12 protein-coding genes are annotated in these 16,544 nt (G+C 72.2%); 5 read left to right on the top strand and 7 right to left on the bottom strand.

All coding sequences use genetic code 11. The features are described from left to right. From hpnD to hpnH, 5 genes are read left to right on the top strand one after another with little or no spacing between them, the layout of a single operon-like run. Window positions 1–861, top strand: coding sequence for a presqualene diphosphate synthase HpnD (gene hpnD / locus ACH34T_RS02500; RefSeq protein WP_395990261.1), 861 nt, complete (start codon window positions 1–3; stop codon window positions 859–861). Beyond that, entirely contained in the window at window positions 858–2,267 is a 1,410-nt protein-coding gene (hpnE, locus tag ACH34T_RS02495; RefSeq protein ID WP_395990260.1) for a hydroxysqualene dehydroxylase HpnE, read from the top strand. The genes hpnD and hpnE overlap by 4 nt, the downstream gene beginning before the upstream one ends. Continuing rightward, the gene (locus tag ACH34T_RS02490) at window positions 2,264–3,274 is read left to right on the top strand and encodes a polyprenyl synthetase family protein (protein ID WP_395990259.1); all 1,011 of its coding nucleotides are present in this window, start codon (window positions 2,264–2,266) and stop codon (window positions 3,272–3,274) included. The genes hpnE and ACH34T_RS02490 overlap by 4 nt, the downstream gene beginning before the upstream one ends. A 28-nt stretch (window positions 3,275–3,302) precedes the next feature. Then, a complete protein-coding gene (gene shc, locus ACH34T_RS02485) occupies window positions 3,303–5,183 on the top strand; it encodes a squalene--hopene cyclase (RefSeq protein ID WP_395990258.1) in 1,881 nt (626 codons plus the stop codon). A 46-nt stretch (window positions 5,184–5,229) separates the two neighbouring features. Next, a complete protein-coding gene (gene hpnH, locus ACH34T_RS02480) occupies window positions 5,230–6,234 on the top strand; it encodes an adenosyl-hopene transferase HpnH (RefSeq protein ID WP_395990257.1) in 1,005 nt (334 codons plus the stop codon). Between the two features lie 16 nt (window positions 6,235–6,250). Here the strand turns inward: hpnH and ACH34T_RS02475 are convergent, their stop codons facing one another. The 7 genes from ACH34T_RS02475 to ACH34T_RS02445 all read right to left on the bottom strand — a co-directional run bounded on the left by ACH34T_RS02475 (window position 6,251) and on the right by ACH34T_RS02445 (window position 16,543). Further along, entirely contained in the window at window positions 6,251–7,093 is an 843-nt protein-coding gene (locus ACH34T_RS02475) for an SMP-30/gluconolactonase/LRE family protein (protein WP_395990256.1), read from the bottom strand. A 128-nt stretch (window positions 7,094–7,221) separates the two neighbouring features. Continuing rightward, window positions 7,222–7,629, bottom strand: coding sequence for a DUF1257 domain-containing protein (locus tag ACH34T_RS02470; protein ID WP_395990255.1), 408 nt, complete (start codon window positions 7,627–7,629; stop codon window positions 7,222–7,224). Window positions 7,630–7,673: 44 nt separating this feature from the next. Next, window positions 7,674–9,284 carry an Hsp70 family protein gene (locus ACH34T_RS02465; RefSeq protein WP_395990254.1) on the bottom strand — a complete coding sequence of 537 codons (1,611 nt, stop codon included), beginning with the start codon at window positions 9,282–9,284 and terminating at the stop codon, window positions 7,674–7,676. Then, window positions 9,281–11,134 carry a hypothetical protein gene (locus ACH34T_RS02460; protein WP_395990253.1) on the bottom strand — a complete coding sequence of 618 codons (1,854 nt, stop codon included), beginning with the start codon at window positions 11,132–11,134 and terminating at the stop codon, window positions 9,281–9,283. The genes ACH34T_RS02465 and ACH34T_RS02460 overlap by 4 nt, the downstream gene beginning before the upstream one ends. A gap of 5 nt (window positions 11,135–11,139) precedes the next feature. Continuing rightward, a complete protein-coding gene (locus tag ACH34T_RS02455) occupies window positions 11,140–13,392 on the bottom strand; it encodes a hypothetical protein (RefSeq protein WP_395990252.1) in 2,253 nt (750 codons plus the stop codon). Then, window positions 13,389–15,158, bottom strand: a complete 1,770-nt coding sequence (locus ACH34T_RS02450; RefSeq protein ID WP_395990251.1) for a hypothetical protein — start codon at window positions 15,156–15,158, stop codon at window positions 13,389–13,391. Before ACH34T_RS02450 ends, ACH34T_RS02455 begins: the two co-directional genes overlap by 4 nt. Window positions 15,159–15,163: 5 nt before the next feature. Continuing rightward, entirely contained in the window at window positions 15,164–16,543 is a 1,380-nt protein-coding gene (locus tag ACH34T_RS02445; RefSeq protein ID WP_395990250.1) for a hypothetical protein, read from the bottom strand. Window position 16,544: the final 1 nt, after the last annotated feature.

The following is a 16,544-nucleotide window of genomic DNA, read 5'->3' as shown; positions in this document are numbered from 1 at the left end:
ATGGACGAAGCCAGCGCGTACCGGCACTGCGAGAACGTTGTGCGCTCGCAGGCCCGCAACTTCTCGTACGGGATCCGCCTGCTGCCGGCGCCGAAGCGGCGCGCCCTGAGCGCCGTCTACGCCTTCGCGCGCCGTATCGACGACATCGGCGACGACCACGACGCACCCGCCGCGACCCGGCTCGAAAGGCTCGCGGAGGAGCGCGCGCTGCTCGCCGACCCGGGCCGCGACCCGTCCGATCCCGTGCTGGTGGCGCTCACGGACGCGGCCCGCCGCCACCCCATCCCGCTGGACGCGTTCGGCGAGCTCATCGACGGCTGCGAGGCCGACGTCCGCGGCGAGACCTACGACACGTTCGACGACCTGCTCTGGTACTGCCGGTGCGTCGCGGGCGCCGTCGGGCGGCTGTCGCTCGGCGTGTTCGGGACGTCCGACCCGGACACGGCCGGGCCGCGCGCCGACGCGCTCGGCGTCGCGCTGCAGCTGACGAACATCCTGCGGGACGTCCGGGAGGACGGTCTCAGCGGACGCGTGTACCTGCCCGCCAAGGACCTCGCCAGGTTCGGGTGCACGCTGCACCTGGACGAGTCCGGCCGGTTCACCGACCCGCCGGACCACCTCGTCTCGCTCGTCCGGTTCCAGGCGTCCAGGGCGGCCGAATGGTACGACACCGGGCTGAAGCTGCTGCCGATGCTGGACCGCCGCAGCGCCGCCTGCGCCGGGGCGATGGCGGGCATCTACCGGCAGCTGCTGAAGCGGATCAGGTCCGATCCGCTCGCCGCGCTGGAGACCCGCACGTCCCTCCCGGCCTGGGAGAAGGCCGCGGTGTCCGCCAGGGCGATGTCGGGGATCCATCGATGACCGGTGGACAGGGGGGCGGGCACGTCGCGATCGTCGGCGGCGGCCTCGCCGGGATCACGGCCGCGCTGGCGCTGCAGGACGCCGGGCTCCGCGCGACCGTCTACGAGGCGCGCCCCCGGCTCGGCGGCGCCACCCACTCCTTCCAGCGCGACGGCCGCGTCGTCGACAACGGGCAGCACATCTTCCTGAAATGCTGCACCGCCTACCAGGGGCTGCTGCGGCGGCTGGACGCGGCGGACAAGGTCCGCGTCCAGGACCGGTTCGACGTCCGCGTCCTCACCCCCGGCGGCCGGGCCGGGCGGCTCCGCCGCGCCAAGGCGCCGGGGCCGCTGCACCTGATGCCCGCGCTCGCCCGGTACGCGCTGCTCTCGCCGGGCGACCGGCTGCGGGCCGTCCGCGCGTCGTTGGCGCTCGACCGGCTCGACCCGGACGACCCGGAACTCGACCGGCACAGCATCGGCGGCTGGCTCGCCGACCACGGGCAGCGGCCGCAGGCGCGGAACGCGCTGTGGGACCTGTTCGTCACCGCGGCGCTCAACGTCCGGCTGGACGACGCCGCGCTCGGCCCCGCCGCGTTCGTGTGCCAGACGGCGCTGCTCGGCCGGTCCGACGCCGCCGACGTCGGGGTGCCGACCGTGCCGCTCGGGGAACTGCACGGCACGATCGCCGCCGCGAAGATCGAGGCGGGCGGGGGCGGCGTCCGGCTCGGCGCGAAGGTCACCGCGATCGAGGACGGGCCGAAACTGCTGGTGAACGGCGAGCCGGTGAGCGCGGACGCCGTCGTCGTCGCGGTGCCGCACCGGGCCGCGTCCTCGCTCGTCCCGGCGGACGCGTGCCCCGGACGGGCGGACTGGGCGGGCCTCGGCTCCAGCCCGATCGTCAACGTCCACGTCGTCTACGACCGGCCGGTGCTGGACGAGCCGTTCGTCGCCGCGATCGGCTCGCCCGTCCAGTGGGTCTTCGACCGGACGGCGATCAGCGGCACGAGCTCCGGGCAGTTCCGGGGGGAGCGGGGGGTCGCCTCCCCACAAGAGACGGGCCAGTATCTGGCGGTGTCGGTCTCGGCGGCCGACCGCTGGATCGACACGCCGACCGCCGAGCTGCGCGAGGTCTACCTCGCCGAGCTGGAGCGGCTGTTCCCGGCCGCCCGCCGCGCCCGCGTCACCGACTTCTTCGTGACGCGGGAGCGGCACGCCACATTCCGTCAGAGCCCCGGCAGCGGCGCGCTGCGTCCCGCGTCCGCGACCCGGTTGCCGTGGCTGTTCCTCGCCGGCGCGTGGACCGACACGGGCTGGCCCGACACGATGGAGGGAGCCGTGCGCAGCGGTCTGAACGCCGCCCGGCTGGTCAGGCGGCACCTGAACGGGACGGCGCCGAACACGGCCACGGGGGTGAGCTCCCGATGACCGCCGTCCCGGCCTCGATCACCGACGGGCGCGCGCTGGTGGACCAGGCGATGCGCGCGTCCGCCGAACGGCTCGACCCGTGGACCCGCCGCGTCGTCGCCTACCACCTCGGCTGGACCGACGAGCAGGGCCGTCCCGCCGCGGCCGGGGGGAAGGCGCTGCGGCCCGCGCTGGCGCTGCTGTCGGCCCGCGCCGTCGGCGCCCCCTACGGGACGGCGCTGCCGGGCGCCGTCGCGGTCGAGTTCGTGCACGCGTTCTCGCTGCTGCACGACGACATCATGGACGGCGACCGGACGCGCAGGCACCGTCCCGCCGCGTGGACGGTGTTCGGCCCGTCCGCCGCGATCCTCGGCGGCGACGCGCTGCTGGCCCTGTCGGAGGAGCTGCTGCTGGAGGAGCAGACGCGCGGCGCGCACTGGGCGGCGCGCGCCCTGACCGCCGCGACGCAGCGGCTCATCTCCGGCCAGGCGCTCGACATCGGGTTCGAGCAGCGCGACGACGTCACCCTCGACGAGTGCCTGTCGATGGCGGCGGACAAGACCGGCGCGCTGCTCGCCTGCGCCTGCTCGATAGGCGCGATGCTCGGTGAGGGCCCGACCCGGCTGGTCACGGCGCTGACCGGGTTCGGGTCCGAGATGGGCCTGGCGTTCCAGCTCGTCGACGACCTGCTCGGCATCTGGGGCAGCCCGGACGCGACCGGCAAGCCGGTGCTGGCCGACCTGCGGGCCCGCAAGAAGTCGCTGCCCGTCGTGTTCGCGCTGACCGCCGGGACCGCCGAGTCGGACCGGCTCGCCGAGCTGTACGCGCTGCCGGGGCCGCAGCCCGAGGACGTCCTGCGGGAGATGGCCCGGCTGGTCGAGGCGGCCGGCGGCCGCGAGTGGGCCGCGGCGGAGGCGGACCGGCGCGTCGCCGCGGCCGAGAAGCGGCTCGCCGAGTCGGGCATGGACGACCACGTCCGCACCGAGTTCCGCGACATCGCCCTCTTCGTCACCTCCCGGGACTACTGAAACCGCGCAGAGAGAAGGAGCGCGCTGAATGACGACGACCGAAGTGTCCGGACTCACCGGTGCGGCCGCTGCCGCCGTCGCGGCGGCCCGCGACCACCTCCTCGGGTTGCAGTCGCCGGAGGGCTGGTGGCGGGGCGAGCTGGAGACGAACGTGACCATGGACGCGGAGGACCTGCTGCTCCGCCAGTTCCTCGGCATCCGGTCCGCGGACGACACGGCGGAGGCCGCGCGCTGGATCCGCTCGCAGCAGCGCGACGACGGCACGTGGGCGAACTTCCACGGCGGCCCGCCCGAGCTGTCCACCACGGTGGAGGCGTACGTCGCGCTGCGCCTCGCCGGCGACCCCGTGGACGCCGACCACATGCGCCGGGCGGCGAAGTACGCGCGGGACGCGGGCGGCATCGAGGGCACCCGCGTGTTCACCCGGATCTGGCTGGCGCTGTTCGGGCAGTGGTCGTGGGACGACCTGCCCGTGATGCCGCCCGAGCTGATGTACCTGCCGAAGCGCGTCCCGCTGAACGTGTACGACTGGGCGTGCTGGGCGCGGCAGACGATCGTGCCGCTGACCGTGCTGGGGTCGCTGCGTCCGGTCCGGTCGCTGCCGTTCGACCTGGCGGAGCTGCGCGTCGGCGTCCGTCCGGCGAAGGACGAGAAGGGCTGGGGACGGTTCTTCAACGGGCTGGACCGCGTCCTGCACGTGTACGAGAAGCGTCCGGTGCGGCCGCTGCGGACGGCGGCGCTGCGCCGCGCCGCCGACTGGATCGTCGCGCGGCAGGAGGCGGACGGCTGCTGGGGCGGGATCCAGCCGCCGTGGGTGTACTCGCTGATGGCGCTGCACGAGCTCGGCTACGGCCTCGACCACCCGGTCATCCGGCGCGGCCTGGACGGTTTGGAACGCTTCACGATCCGGGACGAGAGGGGCCGCAGGCTGGAGGCGTGCCAGTCCCCGGTCTGGGACACGGTCCTCGCCATGACCGCTCTGAGCGACGCGGGCGTGCCCGCCGCCGACCCGGCGCTGCGGCGCGCCGCCGCGTGGGTCGTCGGGGAGGAGGTCCGCGGGCCGGGGGACTGGTCGGTGCGGCGCCCTGGCCTCGCGCCGGGCGGCTGGGCGTTCGAGTTCGACAACGACGTCTACCCCGACACCGACGACACGGCCGAGGTGATCCTCGCCCTCCGCAAGGTCGACTTCCCGGCGGCGGAGGCGCCGATCGGGCGGGCCGTCCGCTGGCTGGAGGGGATGGCGTCGCGGGACGGCGGCTACGGCGCCTTCGACGCCGACAACACCCAGGACCTGTGCAACAAGCTGCCGTTCTGCGACTTCGGCGCGGTGATCGACCCGCCGTCCGCGGACGTGACCGCGCACGTCGTCGAGGCGTTCGCGGGCGAGGGTCTCGCGGAGTCGGCGGCCGCGAAGCGCGCCGTCGTGTGGCTGCTGAAGGCGCAGGAGGCGGACGGGTCGTGGTTCGGACGCTGGGGCGCCAACCACGTGTACGGCACGGGCAGCGTCGTCCCGGCGCTCGTCGCCGCGGGCGTCGGCAAGGGCAAGCCGCCGATCCGCCGCGCGGTGGCATGGCTGGAAGAGCACCAGAACGAGGACGGCGGCTGGGGCGAGGACCTGCGCTCCTACGACGACCCCGCGTGGATCGGACGCGGCGAGTCGACGGCGTCGCAGACGGCGTGGGCGCTGCTGGCGCTGCTCGCCGCCGGCGAACGCACCCCGGCCGTGGACGCCGGCGTCCGCTGGCTCGTCGACCACCAGCGCCCCGACGGCACCTGGGACGAGGACCAGTTCACCGGCACCGGATTCCCCGGCGACTTCTACATCAACTACCACCTCTACCGGCTGGTCTTCCCGATCAGCGCGCTCGGCCGCTACCTGGGCGGTTCCCCGGCGGGGAACACGCGGTGACGGCGGAGACCACCGAGTTCACCTTGCCAAAGGAGGTACGAACACCATGAGCGTTCCACTCCGTCAAAGCGTCCGCATCGGAAGCTATATCCTCCGCAACAAGATGCGCGGCAGGGAGAAGTTCCCTCTCATCGTCGAACTCGAACCCCTCTTCGCGTGCAATCTGGCGTGCGCCGGATGCGGGAAGATCCAGCATCCGCACGACATCCTGAAGAAGCGCATGCCGGTCGAGCAGGCCATCGCCGCCATCAAGGAATGCGGCGCCCCGATGGTGTCCATCGCGGGCGGCGAGCCGCTCATGCACCCGCAGATCGACGAGATCGTCGGCGAGCTCATCAAGATGAAGAAGTTCGTGTACCTGTGCACGAACGCGCTGCTCATCCCCAAGAAGCTCGACAAGTTCAAGCCGTCGCCCTACTTCGCGTGGGCGGTGCACATCGACGGGCTGAAGGAACGCCACGACGAATCCGTCTGCAAGGAGGGCGTCTTCGACGACGCCGTCGCCGCGATCAAAGAATGCCAGCGGCGCGGATTCCGCGTCACCACGAACACGACGTTCTTCAACACCGACACCCCGCAGAACGTCATCGACGTCCTCGACTACCTCAACGACGACCTCAAGATCGACGACATGATGATCTCGCCGGCGTACGCCTACGAGAAGGCGCCCGACCAGGAGCATTTCCTCGGCGTCCAGGAGACGCGGGAACTGTTCCGCAAGGCGTTCGCGGACGGCCGCCGCAAGCGCTGGCGCCTCAACCACTCGCCGCTGTTCCTGGACTTCCTGGAAGGCAAGGCCGACTTCCAGTGCACCGCCTGGGGAATTCCGTCCTATTCGCTTTTCGGCTGGCAGCGTCCCTGCTACCTCATGTCGGACGGCTACGCCCAGACCTACAAGGAACTCGTGGAGGACACCGACTGGGACTCCTACGGCCGGGGCCGCGACCCGCGCTGCGCCAACTGCATGGCCCACTGCGGGTACGAGCCCACGGCCGTCCTCGCCACGGTCGGCTCGCTGAAGCAGTCGCTGCGGGCGATCCGCGAGACGTGACGACGCGCCGGGCGGGTCATGGACGTCCCACTCCGGGGACGTCCACCCGCGTGACCAGGACCTGACCGCTGCCCGCCGCCACCGGCTCCGGCTCGGTCATGCCGAGGAACTCGGCGGCCACGACGAACAGGGACCTGCCGTCGGGGCCGCCGAGGGCGCAGGCGAAGCCGCCGCGGTCCAGCCCGACCGTGTCCAGGACGGCGCCGCCCTCGGCGACGCGCCTGCACCACTTGTTGGGCACGTCGGCGTACCAGACGGCGCCCTCCGCGTCGAGGCAGATGCCGTCCGGGGTGCCCTCGCCGAGGTCCGCCCAGACGCGCCGGTTCGACAGGCCGCCGCCGGCGTCGATGTCGAACGCCAGCAGGCAGTGCCGGTACGAGTCCGCGACGATCAGCGTGGTGTCGTCGGGCGTCACCGCCATCCCGTTGGGGAAGGCGATGTCGCCGGCCACCTCGCGGACCGACCCGTCGGCGGCGGCCAGCGAGACGCTGCCCGGCTTGGACACCTGCCCCGTCATCGGGTCGAAGCCGATCCGGTTGACGTAGGCGTTGCCGCGGCCGTCGAGCGCGATGTCGTTCCAGCCGGGCTCGCCGAGTTCCGCGTGGACGGCCAGGTTCCCGTCGCGTTCGCGGCGCAGGATCCGCCCGTCCGCGGACGAGACGATCAGCAGCCGTCCGTCCGGGAGGAAGGCGGTGCACAGCGGCAGCGACGCCACGCGCGCGACCACCTCGTCCCGGCCGTCGAGATCGACCGCGACGACCTCGCCCGCGGACCAGTCGGAGAAGTACAGCCGGTCCCCGTGCCAGCGCGGCGACTCCACCAGCCCGCGTCCGTCGAGCAGTGTCCGAACCTCGCCCATGGTCGTCTCCCTCGTTCGCTCGTGGGAGCCTGCCCCCTCCGGGCGGCTCCTCACCTGCTACACGAACGAGTACGGCCCAGATCGACACCCGCCGGAAAATTCGTCGACGCGAGCCGGTGGTACGGCCGTCAGGTGTAGCGGCGCAGGACGAGGCGGCGCTCGCCGTCCTCGCCGACGACGTCGGAGTCGATCTCGTACCCGTTGTCCTCGGCGTAGCGCAGCGCCGCGGCGTGCCCGTAGGCGCGGCCGACCTTCGCCAGCCACGCGTGGTCGTAGCGGTGCCTGTCGTAGTCGCTGATGATGGCCTCGAAGCTGCCGTTCGACTGGCGGCGGAAGCCGATGTCGTTGCTCGCGCGCCCGATGTGGCGGCGGCGGACGATCACCTCGGCCCGCTCCGGCCGGGCGTCGCCCTGGTATCCGTACAGCGTCTGCGGGTCGTCGTGCGTCTCGACGGCGGTGAATCCGACCGCCGCGAGCGCCTTGGCGAGCAGGTCGGCGTCGCGGAGCGTGGTGCGTACTCGGGTGAAGTGCGACATTCGCGGTCCCTCAGGGTGTCGGTGCCGGGTGCGGGTTCCTCGGGTCAGGCCAGCCGGACGACCGGCTGCCGGTCCAGTATCAGCAGGTGGCGGTGCAGGTCGTAGGCGGTCACGGTGAGGCGCTTGTGCGCGTCGATGCGGAACTCCAGGCGGAAGCGGTCCTGGCCCGCGACGGCGGGCGGATCGGCCACCAGGAACGTCGGGCTGTCCTCGTTCAGCCACAGCATGGAGCGCTCCTGGCGCTGCTGCGCGGTGACGGCGACCGCGCGGGCGCCGCCGCCGGCGTCGAAGGCGATCTCCAGCTCGGCGCCCGCGTCGCGGTAGGTGGCGTGCGCGAGCTCGTAGACGGCCAGGCCGAGCCGCCGCTGCCGGTCGTGCACCGCCTTGATCGTGATCGTCCGGACGGGCTCCGGCGTCGGATACGCGGTGCCCGCCTCGACCAGCGTCTCGAACTCGTACGTCCCGGTCTCGCCGTCGACGTGCCGGATGGCGTAGTCGTGCTGGATGTGGTCGTAGAGCTCGCTTCCGCCCGCGATCCCGGCCGCGCCGGTGGCCACCGCCTCCAGCGGGCTTTCGAGGCGTACCACGTCCGGGTCGAAGTGCAGGCCGACGACGTCCTGCACGGCGGGGATGAGGCAGCTCCCGCCGACGAGGAACACCTGCCGGATGTCGCCGACGCCGTACCCGCGCGCCGCCGCGGACTCAAGGCACCCGCGCAGCGCCTGGTTGACGCGCCGCAGCACGCCCTTGTCGCGGAGCAGCGCGTCGAACTCGGCCCGCGTGACCGTGACCCGGTGCGTCGCGTCGGTGCGGGCGTCGCGGGCCTCGATGTCGGCCTGCGCGGCCGTGGCCAGGGCGCGCTTGGCCCGCTCGGCGGACGCCAGCAGGCGGCGGAAGACCCGGTTGCGCCCGATCTGGTCGCCGGCGGGGAGCGGCAGCCGGGCGACGGCGTGCTCGGCGAGGAGCGCGTCGATGGTGTTGCCGCCCAGGTCCAGGCCCTTCTTGGCGATGGTGCGCACGCCCGCGCCGGCCCCGGCCGCGTCGGGCTCCTGCACCCGCACCACCGACACGTCGAGGGTGCCCGCGCCGAAGTCGACGACGGCGAACGCGTCCCCCGGATTGAGGCGGGCGTGGTAGCCGACGGCGGCGGCGGTGGCCTCGTCCACGACCCGCAGCCGCGCCGTCGGCAGCCCGTCCCGGACCTCGCGCACCAGCCAGTCGCGGTACCGGTCGAACGACTCGACCGGCGCGGTCGCGACGATCTCCAGATCGTCGTCCTCGACGGTCAGCAGCGCGAGCGCCATGACGTCGCTGAGGAACCGCGTCGCCGCCTCCCGGCCGGTGATCTTCCGGTCGCCGACCTTGCGCGGCGCGTCGTAGGCGTGCCCGGACACGTTCGTCTTCGTGGACGCGAACACGGCGACGCCGGGCGCCTCGAACATCTCCGGCGTGACCTGGGACCCGAGACGCCGCGCGGCGCCGTCGTCGACGTAGGCGATCAGCGACGGCACGACCCGCTGCGTGGGCCCCGGACCGGCCTCGCGCAGCACGTCGACGCCCGGCAGCGGGATGGGCACGCCCCGGCCGTGCTCCTCGTCCCACCCCGCGACGACCGTGTTCGCGGTGCCGAAGTCGATGCCGATCCGTGTCGTCATGCGTCTCCCTCAAGCTCGGTCAGGTCCTGGGCCAAGGCGATGTCGGTGGTCCCGCCCGCGGCCATCGGGCCGGGGCCCAGCGCGATCTCTCCGCCGAAGCGCTCCGACAGGGCGGCGACCAGCAGGTCCAGCGCCGTCGTGACGTCCCGGTCGCCGATCTTCGCGCGGAGCTGCAACGCCCGCGCAAGGTCCTTCGGACTCGACCGGAGCAGCGGACGTTCCAGAAACTCGCGTGCGGCGGGCAGATGCGGGCAGTGCACCTCGACGTTCGAGTGGGTGCCGAGTGTGGCGTACATGTCGCCTCCCGAGGCCACCGCCAGGAGCCTCTGGCGTTTCGGCGTGAGCGACCCGGCCGCCTTCGTCACGGGGTCCTGAAACCAGGGCAGATCGGTGTCGAGGTCGTGCCAGCCCGAGGTGGCCACGCGCGCGGCGAACGCGTCGTCCAAGGGCATGCCCTGCCAGTGCTCCAGAGGCCAGCGTTTCCGGATGGGGCCTTCGTGCCGGTCGGTGCGCCGCGGTTCGCCGTCCGGTGGCAATGACCATATCTCGGTGATATGCCCCGTGTTCGCGGGCTTGGTGTCCGGGTGCGTGTACCGGTGCAGTGCCACGGAATCCGCGGACAGGAAGGAGAGCGCGGGCTCCCAGCCGTGTTCATCGTCGTGCCAGGGCGGCGAGGTCTCATGAATGACCAGGCCGTCCTCGTCCATCACAGAGAGTTGACCGTCGTCGTACAGTGCGATCAACCGGGCCGGCGGAAGCGTGGCGACCGCGGCGCCGTTCTCATGGAAATGTATCGTCCGGCCGGGCTTCTTCGTGTACCCGTAGAGCGGCTGATACCGCACCGTGTATGCGCCGGGGTCGACGAAGGCCAGCCTTCCTTCGCCGACCGCCACGGCGCCGCCGCTCGACCTCCGCAGATCCGAATAGGCGGCCCGCGGACCGAGCGTCACGAACTCCGGGGCGACCCGGAAAATGCCGCCCCATTCCGGGTGGGTGATGAGGATCTCGTGCCCGAGGTGAAGTATCGAGCCGGCCTGGTAATGCCTCCACACCCCTTTGCTGAAATGGTGCGCGACCTCGCCCGTGACGACCTGGAGCGTCTCCACCCGGAGCTGCTCCGGTCGTCCTGTCCTGTAGACCAGGTATTTCAGGGCGAGTTCGGAGGCGTCCGGGGAGAACGACGCACACCACCTCGTGCCGATGGGGAATTCGTGGGTGATCAGGTGGTCTCGCGGGAGCCGGTCGATGGTCGCCCGAAGGTCTTCGGAGACGTCTGCGAGCGGCTCCGGGCGCTCGTGGTCCGGTAGGAGCCGGGCAGCGGCCACGGCCTTGGCGATCGGCAGGTCGCGGGTGAGGCGGCGCAGCTCGTCCCATTGCCGGTGCTGGGCGAACTGGTGGCCGAGGTAGCCGAGTTCCTCGTAGGTCATCTCGGTGATGCGGTCGCGCTGGTCGCCGGTGACCACGACCCGGATCACGTCGGTGTCGCCCGCGGTGGCCATGACGGTGCGCAGCCGTTCGCGCCGTTCCGGGCTCGCCGCCCGGTAGGCCAGGGCGAGGAGTGAGCCGTCGGGGTCAAGGGCCTGCCTTTGGGTGTCCTGGCCGATGAGCGTCAGGTACGCGGCCTGGTCGGCGGGCTGTTCCGGGGCCGCGGCGAGCAGGTCGAGGACGTCGGCCGCGGGCAGCTCGCCGGCGACGTCTCTGACCGCGTCCTGGACGGCGGGATCGCCCTCCCCGCAGGCCAGGACGAGCCGCCGCCAACTCCGCCGGGCGCGCGGGCCCCGGGAGCCGTCGCCGCGACGGCGCGTGGCCCGGCCGATGAGCCGGGCGGCCTTGCTCGCGGTGAAAGCCATCGCCGTCACCGCCCCAGCTCGATGTCGTCGTCCGACGCGGCCACCGCGCCGGTCGCGTCGCCGATTCCGACGTCGTGGCTGAACCGGTATTCCAGGCAGGTCCGCAGCAGTTCGAGCGTGGCCCGGGAGTCGTCGTCGAGAGCCGGGTTGGTGAGCGCGGCTTCGACATCCGTCAAAAGCTCGTACTTCACCAGGCCCAGTGGCTGGGCGACGCCCCCGTCCCGGCGCGCGGCGAGCCGCGTGATCGCGTAGAGATCGATCCAGCCGTCCCTGCTTCCCAGCGCCAGGACGTCACCGTCCGGCGACAGTCGCAGGGCGTGCCGAGACTGGGGCGCATCGAGCCGGATCCGGCCGAATACGGTGGGCGTGTCATCGGCCAGTGGAATATCGAGAAACTCCACAAATGACTTGCGTACCGCGAGAAACCGATCCAGCGCGGGAGACCAGACCACATCGATCGGAAGTGAATCGCCCGTCCAGGCCTTTTTCCACGGTGCCGGCTCCTTGGCCGTGATCGGCTCGTGCCATATATGCAGGGTGCCTACGTCGGTGCAACTGACGAGAACCGACGGCGACAAGGCGAGGAGGCTCCCCGGTAGCGGAAGTTCAAGGTGGTTCACGGCGGAGCCGTCGAGTTCGGCGACGAGGATCTGCGTGTGGCCTTGCACGGCGATCCTTCGGCGGTCGGGCTCCACCGCGGTCCTGGTCGGGGAGTACTTCATAAGGTCGATCATCTCGCTGCGAACCAGGGATTTGTAGGCCCTCCCGGTGAACAGCCTTCCGTCTTTCGCTTTGCGGCCCGAGGTGGAGAGGATGAATCTCCGATCGCCGCGGACACGCTCCAAGCCCGTGACTCTGGAAGTTCGACGGCGAAATGCCTGTACGCCGTTGCGACCGGCGTAGTAGATCTTGAAATCGCGGCCGGAAGCGTGGGATATGGACCGTGCGTCCTCCGCGACGACGATAGTGTCGGAGCCCAGGTGCGCGACCCATCCCAGCGGATTAGGGAAGTCGTGAAACTCCCGTATCATCGTCTTTCTGTGGAGGTCTATCACTCCGGCGTAGCCACCCTTTTGCCGGCCCGGGGACGGTTGGAAGAGTGTCCCGGCAAAGGCCAGTTCAGCGCCGTCCGGCGCGAAGTCGAGGTTTTTGACCCAGTTCGTTTTGGCCAGTAGCGGGTCGAGATCGGCGAGGCTGATCCGGATGCCCGGCGGGGGCCCGCCCTCGGGTGTGAGGGATTGGACGCACTCCCTGACGGTGCCCGGGTCCGCCGCCCGGAGCGCCTGGAAAACGTGGCGGCCGTCGGGGTCGGAAGGCTCCCATTCACCGAAGGCGCGCACCGCGTCGACGGCCTCCGCCAGCGGCAGCCGCAGGGTGAGCGGCCACAGCCGTCCCCAATCGCCCCTGTCCGCGAGCTGCCGCACCAGGTAGCGGCGTTCCTGTTCGGTGAGCGAGCCGAAGTCGTTCTGCCGGCCGCTCGTTCCGGCCAGCACCCGCAGCGCGTCGATGTCGCCGTGCTCGGTCATCACGGTGCGCAACGACGCGCGGACGTCCGGCGGCGCGCTCTTGTAGGCGAGCGCGAGCAGCGTGGCGTCGGGGTCGAGTGCACGGTGCTGTTCGTGTTGCCCGGTGCGTACGAAGAACAGGGCCCGCTGGGCATCGTCGGAGGGAGCCAGGTGGTGGGCCAAGCAGAACGCGATCGCTTCGGGGGAGCCCATCGAACTGCTGCAGAACAGGTCGACGGCCGTGGTGCCGCCGTCCACCAGCAGCCGGGCGCGCGCCCGCTCCCCGATGGGGTGGTCGAAGCGGAACGCGGTCTCCACCAGTACGGACGCGTCCAGGACGACGTCGGCGCCGAGCGCCAGCAGGCTGAGATCATGGCGTTCGGGGTCGGGGGCGGGACGATTCCAGCTCTTCAGCAGTGACCACAGGCCGTCATCGTGCTCGTCCAGCCAGTCGCGCCAGGCGGCGTCCACCAGCCCGGCGGGAGGCGACGCCGGATCCGGGGCCAGCACTCGCACGACCGGGGACGTCCACCGCCCCGGAGGCGGCCCGGACACCGGCGGCCTCAACCAGAACCGCAGCACCCTTTCTCGGTTGCCGGTCCGCAGTTCGCGGGCGACGGCGCGCAGGGCCGTAGGTGTGCCGGAGTTCGCCGCGCGCAGCACGGTCTTCAGGGCTTCGCGGCGTCGCTCGGAGGCCGGCTTCAGGCGAAGCCGCAGCAGCAGCGCGGCGGTCCGTGCGTTCGTCGCCTTCATCTCGCCTCACTCCGCGGGTCCGTGCTGAGGGCGATGTCGGTGGGGCCGCCCGCGGCCACCGGGCCGCCTAGGGCGATGTCGCCGCCGAAGCGGTCCGCGAGGTGGGCGGCCAGCAGGTCGAGCGCCTCCCGGACGCCGGGGTCGGTGATCTTCGTGCGCAGCTCCCGCGCGTGCGAGAGGTCCTTCGGGCCGCTGCGCAGGAGCGGACGTTCGAGAAGGGCACGGGCGGTGGGCAGGTGGGGGCTGTGCACCTCGACCGTTCCGCCGTCGATGGAGGTGGCGGTGGCGGTGATGTCCGCGCCCGGTGTCACCGCCAGGACGTCCGGGCCGTCGTCCGGAGCGGTCACCCGCGCCGCGAACGCGGGGTCGAGGGGCAGGCCCCGCCACCTCTCCGGAGGCCAGCATTCCCGGATCGCGCCGAAGCGCTGTTCGGCCAGGCGCGGCGGGCCGCTCGGCGGGAGTTCCCAGATCTCGGTGCACTCCTCGTCCTCGTCGGTGGAGAACCCGTTGACGGCCAGTGCGTCCGGGGAGAGGAAGGTGAGTGTAGGGAGCGGGTGGGCGTCCGGGAGGAACTCGGGGATCTCGTGCAGGACTTTGCCGTCCTCGTCGAGGACGAAGAGGTCGTCGAGGACGAACGCGATCAGCCGGGACGCGGGAAGCGTGGCGACGGCGTCGAGGAGCCCGCGGCCGTACAGCCAGGGTTCGGTGTCCTTCCCGGCGAGCCGGGGGACCTCGCGGAAGCGCGACGCTTCCGCGCCGGGGTCGATGAACTTGAGCCCGGCCCGGCCCACGGTCACCGCGCCCTGGCTGGACCTCCGCAGGGCCCCGAAGCCGCCTCCAGGAAAGCCGCTTCCCGCGCTGAGGAGGACGACGTCCGGCATGACCCGGAAGAGGCGGTATCCGTTCTTCTCGCGATGCAGGTCGAGGATCTCGTCGCCGAGATGGAGGACCGAGTGGGGGAATCCGCCGTCCGCGCCCCAGTTGCCCTTGTCGAAATGACGGACGACCTCGCCCGTGGCCATGCGGAGCGTCTCCACCCGGTTCTGCGAGTGCGTCTCGTAGCTCAGGGCGAGTTCGGACAGGTCGGGGGAGAAGGACGCGGCCGGCGGGCGATGCCGGCCGATCTCCTGGGCGATCGTGTGGTCGCGCGGCAGGCGTTCGATGGTCGCCCGGATCCGCTCCGGGGCCTGAGCGATCGGCGTCGTGCGCTCGTGGTCCGGCAGGAGCCGGGCGGCGGCCTCGGCCTTGGCGATCGGCAGGTCGTGGGCGAGGCGGCGCAGCTCGTTCCAGTGCCGCCGCCCGGCGAGCTGGTGGGCGAGGTAGTCGACTTCCTCGTAGGTCATCTCGGTGACGCGGTCGCGCTGGTCGCCGGTGACCACGACCCGGACGACGTCGGCGTCGTCCGCGGTGGCGATGGCCGTGCGGAGCCGCTCGCGCGTCCGCGGGGTCGCGGCCCGGTAGGCCAGGGCGAGGAGTGAGCCGTCCGGGTCCAGGGCTTGTCTTTGGGCGTCCTGGCCGATGAGCGTCAGGTACGCGGCCTGGTCGGCGGGTTCTTCGGGGGCCGCGGCCAGCAGGTCGAGGACGTCGGACTCGGGCAGGCCGGGCGCGGCGTCCCGGACCGCGTCCTGGACGGCCGGGTCGCCCTCCCCGCAGGCCAGGACGATCCGCTGCCAAGCCCACAGGGCGCGCGTGCCCCGGGAGCCGTCGGCGCGGCGGCGCGCGGCCCGGCTGATCATCCGGGCGGCCTTGTCCGCGGTGAAGGCCATCGCCGTCACCGCCCCAGCCCGATGTCGTCGTCGGCCGCGGCCATCGCACCGGTCGCGCCGCCGATGCCGATGTCGTGGCGGGACCGGTGTTCCAGGCAGTCCCGCAGCAGTTCGAGCGCCGGGCGGAACCTGTCGCGGAGCACCGGGTTGGCCAGCGCGGCGCGGACGTCCGCCAGGAACTCGTGGTCCATCAGGCCCATCGGCGCGCCGATGCCCGGGGTCGCGCGCAGGTTGAGCCGCATGATCGCGTAGAGGTCGATCGTGCCGCCCACGCCTCCCAGCGCCAGGACGTCGCCCGCCGGTGAGAGCCGGACGTAGCGCGCCCCTTCGCCCTCCCCGCCGAAGGGGCCGTACGTCCCCGGCGGCGTGAAGCGCGATCTGCCCTGGTGCACGACGAGCGAGATCCGGCCGGTCGCGGACGCGGAGTGGTCGGCCGGTGGAACGTCCAGGAGTTCCACGGACGAATCCGTGATCGCGAGAAAGCGGTCCAGCGCGGCGGACCAGGCTATGCCGACGGGAAGGGAGCCGAACGTCGGCGTCATCACCGGCGGTTCCTTGGTGGTGAGCGGTTCGCGCCACACGTGCAGGTTGCCCTTGTGATCGCAGCAGACGAGGACCGACGGCGACAGGGCGATGAACATCGAGACGCCCGTCGTCGGATCGAGTTCGAGGTGGTTGACGGCGGAGCCGCCGAGGTCGGCGACCAGGACGTCCTCATCGCCGTGGACGGCGACCGTCCGGCGATCGGGGCCCACCGTCGTGCCGATCGGCATGTAGACGAAGAACTGGGCGCGCTGGACCTCGTCCGAGGGCGCCAGATGGTGGGCGATGCAGAACGCGACGGCGTCGGGGGAGCCCACCGATTCCCAGCAGAAATGGTCGACGGCCGTCGCGTCGTCCTGCGGCAGGATGCGGGCGCGCGCCCGCTCGCCGACCGGGTGGTCGAAGCGGACCGCCGCCTCGGCCAGGACGGGAGCGTCCAGTGCCGCGTCGTCGGCGCCGAGTGCCAGCAGGCTGAGGGAGCGCGTCCGCGGGTCGGCGGTCGTCGCTGGCCGGTTCCAGCGCTCCAGCAGCGACCACAGCGTGGTGTCGTGCTCGGTGAGCCAGTCGTGCCAGGCGGCGTCCACCAGTAGGTCGTGGGGCGGCGCCGACTCCAGGAGCGGGGACGTCCACCGCTGCGGCGAGGGCCCTGACACCGCGGGCCACAGCCAGACCCGCCACACCGGCTCCTGATCGCCGGACTCCAGTTCGCGGACGGCGGCGCCCATGGCCGCGGGCGTGCCGGAGCCCGCCGCGCGCAGCACGATCTTCAAGGCCCGGCGCCGTGACCTGGACTCCGGGTCGAGGGGGAGCCGGAGCAGCAGCGCGGCGATCCGCACTTTCATG

The organism is Actinomadura sp. 9N215 (genome assembly GCF_044326345.1).
Taxonomy (GTDB): domain Bacteria; phylum Actinomycetota; class Actinomycetes; order Streptosporangiales; family Streptosporangiaceae; genus Spirillospora.
The sequence above is the reverse complement of the archived record's forward strand: the minus strand, read 5'-3'. Positions and strand labels throughout refer to the sequence as shown.

Excerpts from the sequence above, each read along its gene's own strand:
- hpnD (WP_395990261.1), top strand. The coding sequence starts at position 1 with ATGGACGAAGCCAGCGCGTACCGGCACTGCGAGAACGTTGTGCGCTCG.
- hpnE (WP_395990260.1), top strand. The coding sequence starts at position 858 with ATGACCGGTGGACAGGGGGGCGGGCACGTCGCGATCGTCGGCGGCGGC.
- ACH34T_RS02490 (WP_395990259.1), top strand. The coding sequence starts at position 2,264 with ATGACCGCCGTCCCGGCCTCGATCACCGACGGGCGCGCGCTGGTGGAC.
- shc (WP_395990258.1), top strand. The coding sequence starts at position 3,303 with ATGACGACGACCGAAGTGTCCGGACTCACCGGTGCGGCCGCTGCCGCC.
- hpnH (WP_395990257.1), top strand. The coding sequence starts at position 5,230 with ATGAGCGTTCCACTCCGTCAAAGCGTCCGCATCGGAAGCTATATCCTC.
- ACH34T_RS02475 (WP_395990256.1), bottom strand. The coding sequence starts at position 7,093 with ATGGGCGAGGTTCGGACACTGCTCGACGGACGCGGGCTGGTGGAGTCG.
- ACH34T_RS02470 (WP_395990255.1), bottom strand. The coding sequence starts at position 7,629 with ATGTCGCACTTCACCCGAGTACGCACCACGCTCCGCGACGCCGACCTG.
- ACH34T_RS02465 (WP_395990254.1), bottom strand. The coding sequence starts at position 9,284 with ATGACGACACGGATCGGCATCGACTTCGGCACCGCGAACACGGTCGTC.
- ACH34T_RS02460 (WP_395990253.1), bottom strand. The coding sequence starts at position 11,134 with ATGGCTTTCACCGCGAGCAAGGCCGCCCGGCTCATCGGCCGGGCCACG.
- ACH34T_RS02455 (WP_395990252.1), bottom strand. The coding sequence starts at position 13,392 with ATGAAGGCGACGAACGCACGGACCGCCGCGCTGCTGCTGCGGCTTCGC.
- ACH34T_RS02450 (WP_395990251.1), bottom strand. The coding sequence starts at position 15,158 with ATGGCCTTCACCGCGGACAAGGCCGCCCGGATGATCAGCCGGGCCGCG.
- ACH34T_RS02445 (WP_395990250.1), bottom strand. The coding sequence starts at position 16,543 with ATGAAAGTGCGGATCGCCGCGCTGCTGCTCCGGCTCCCCCTCGACCCG.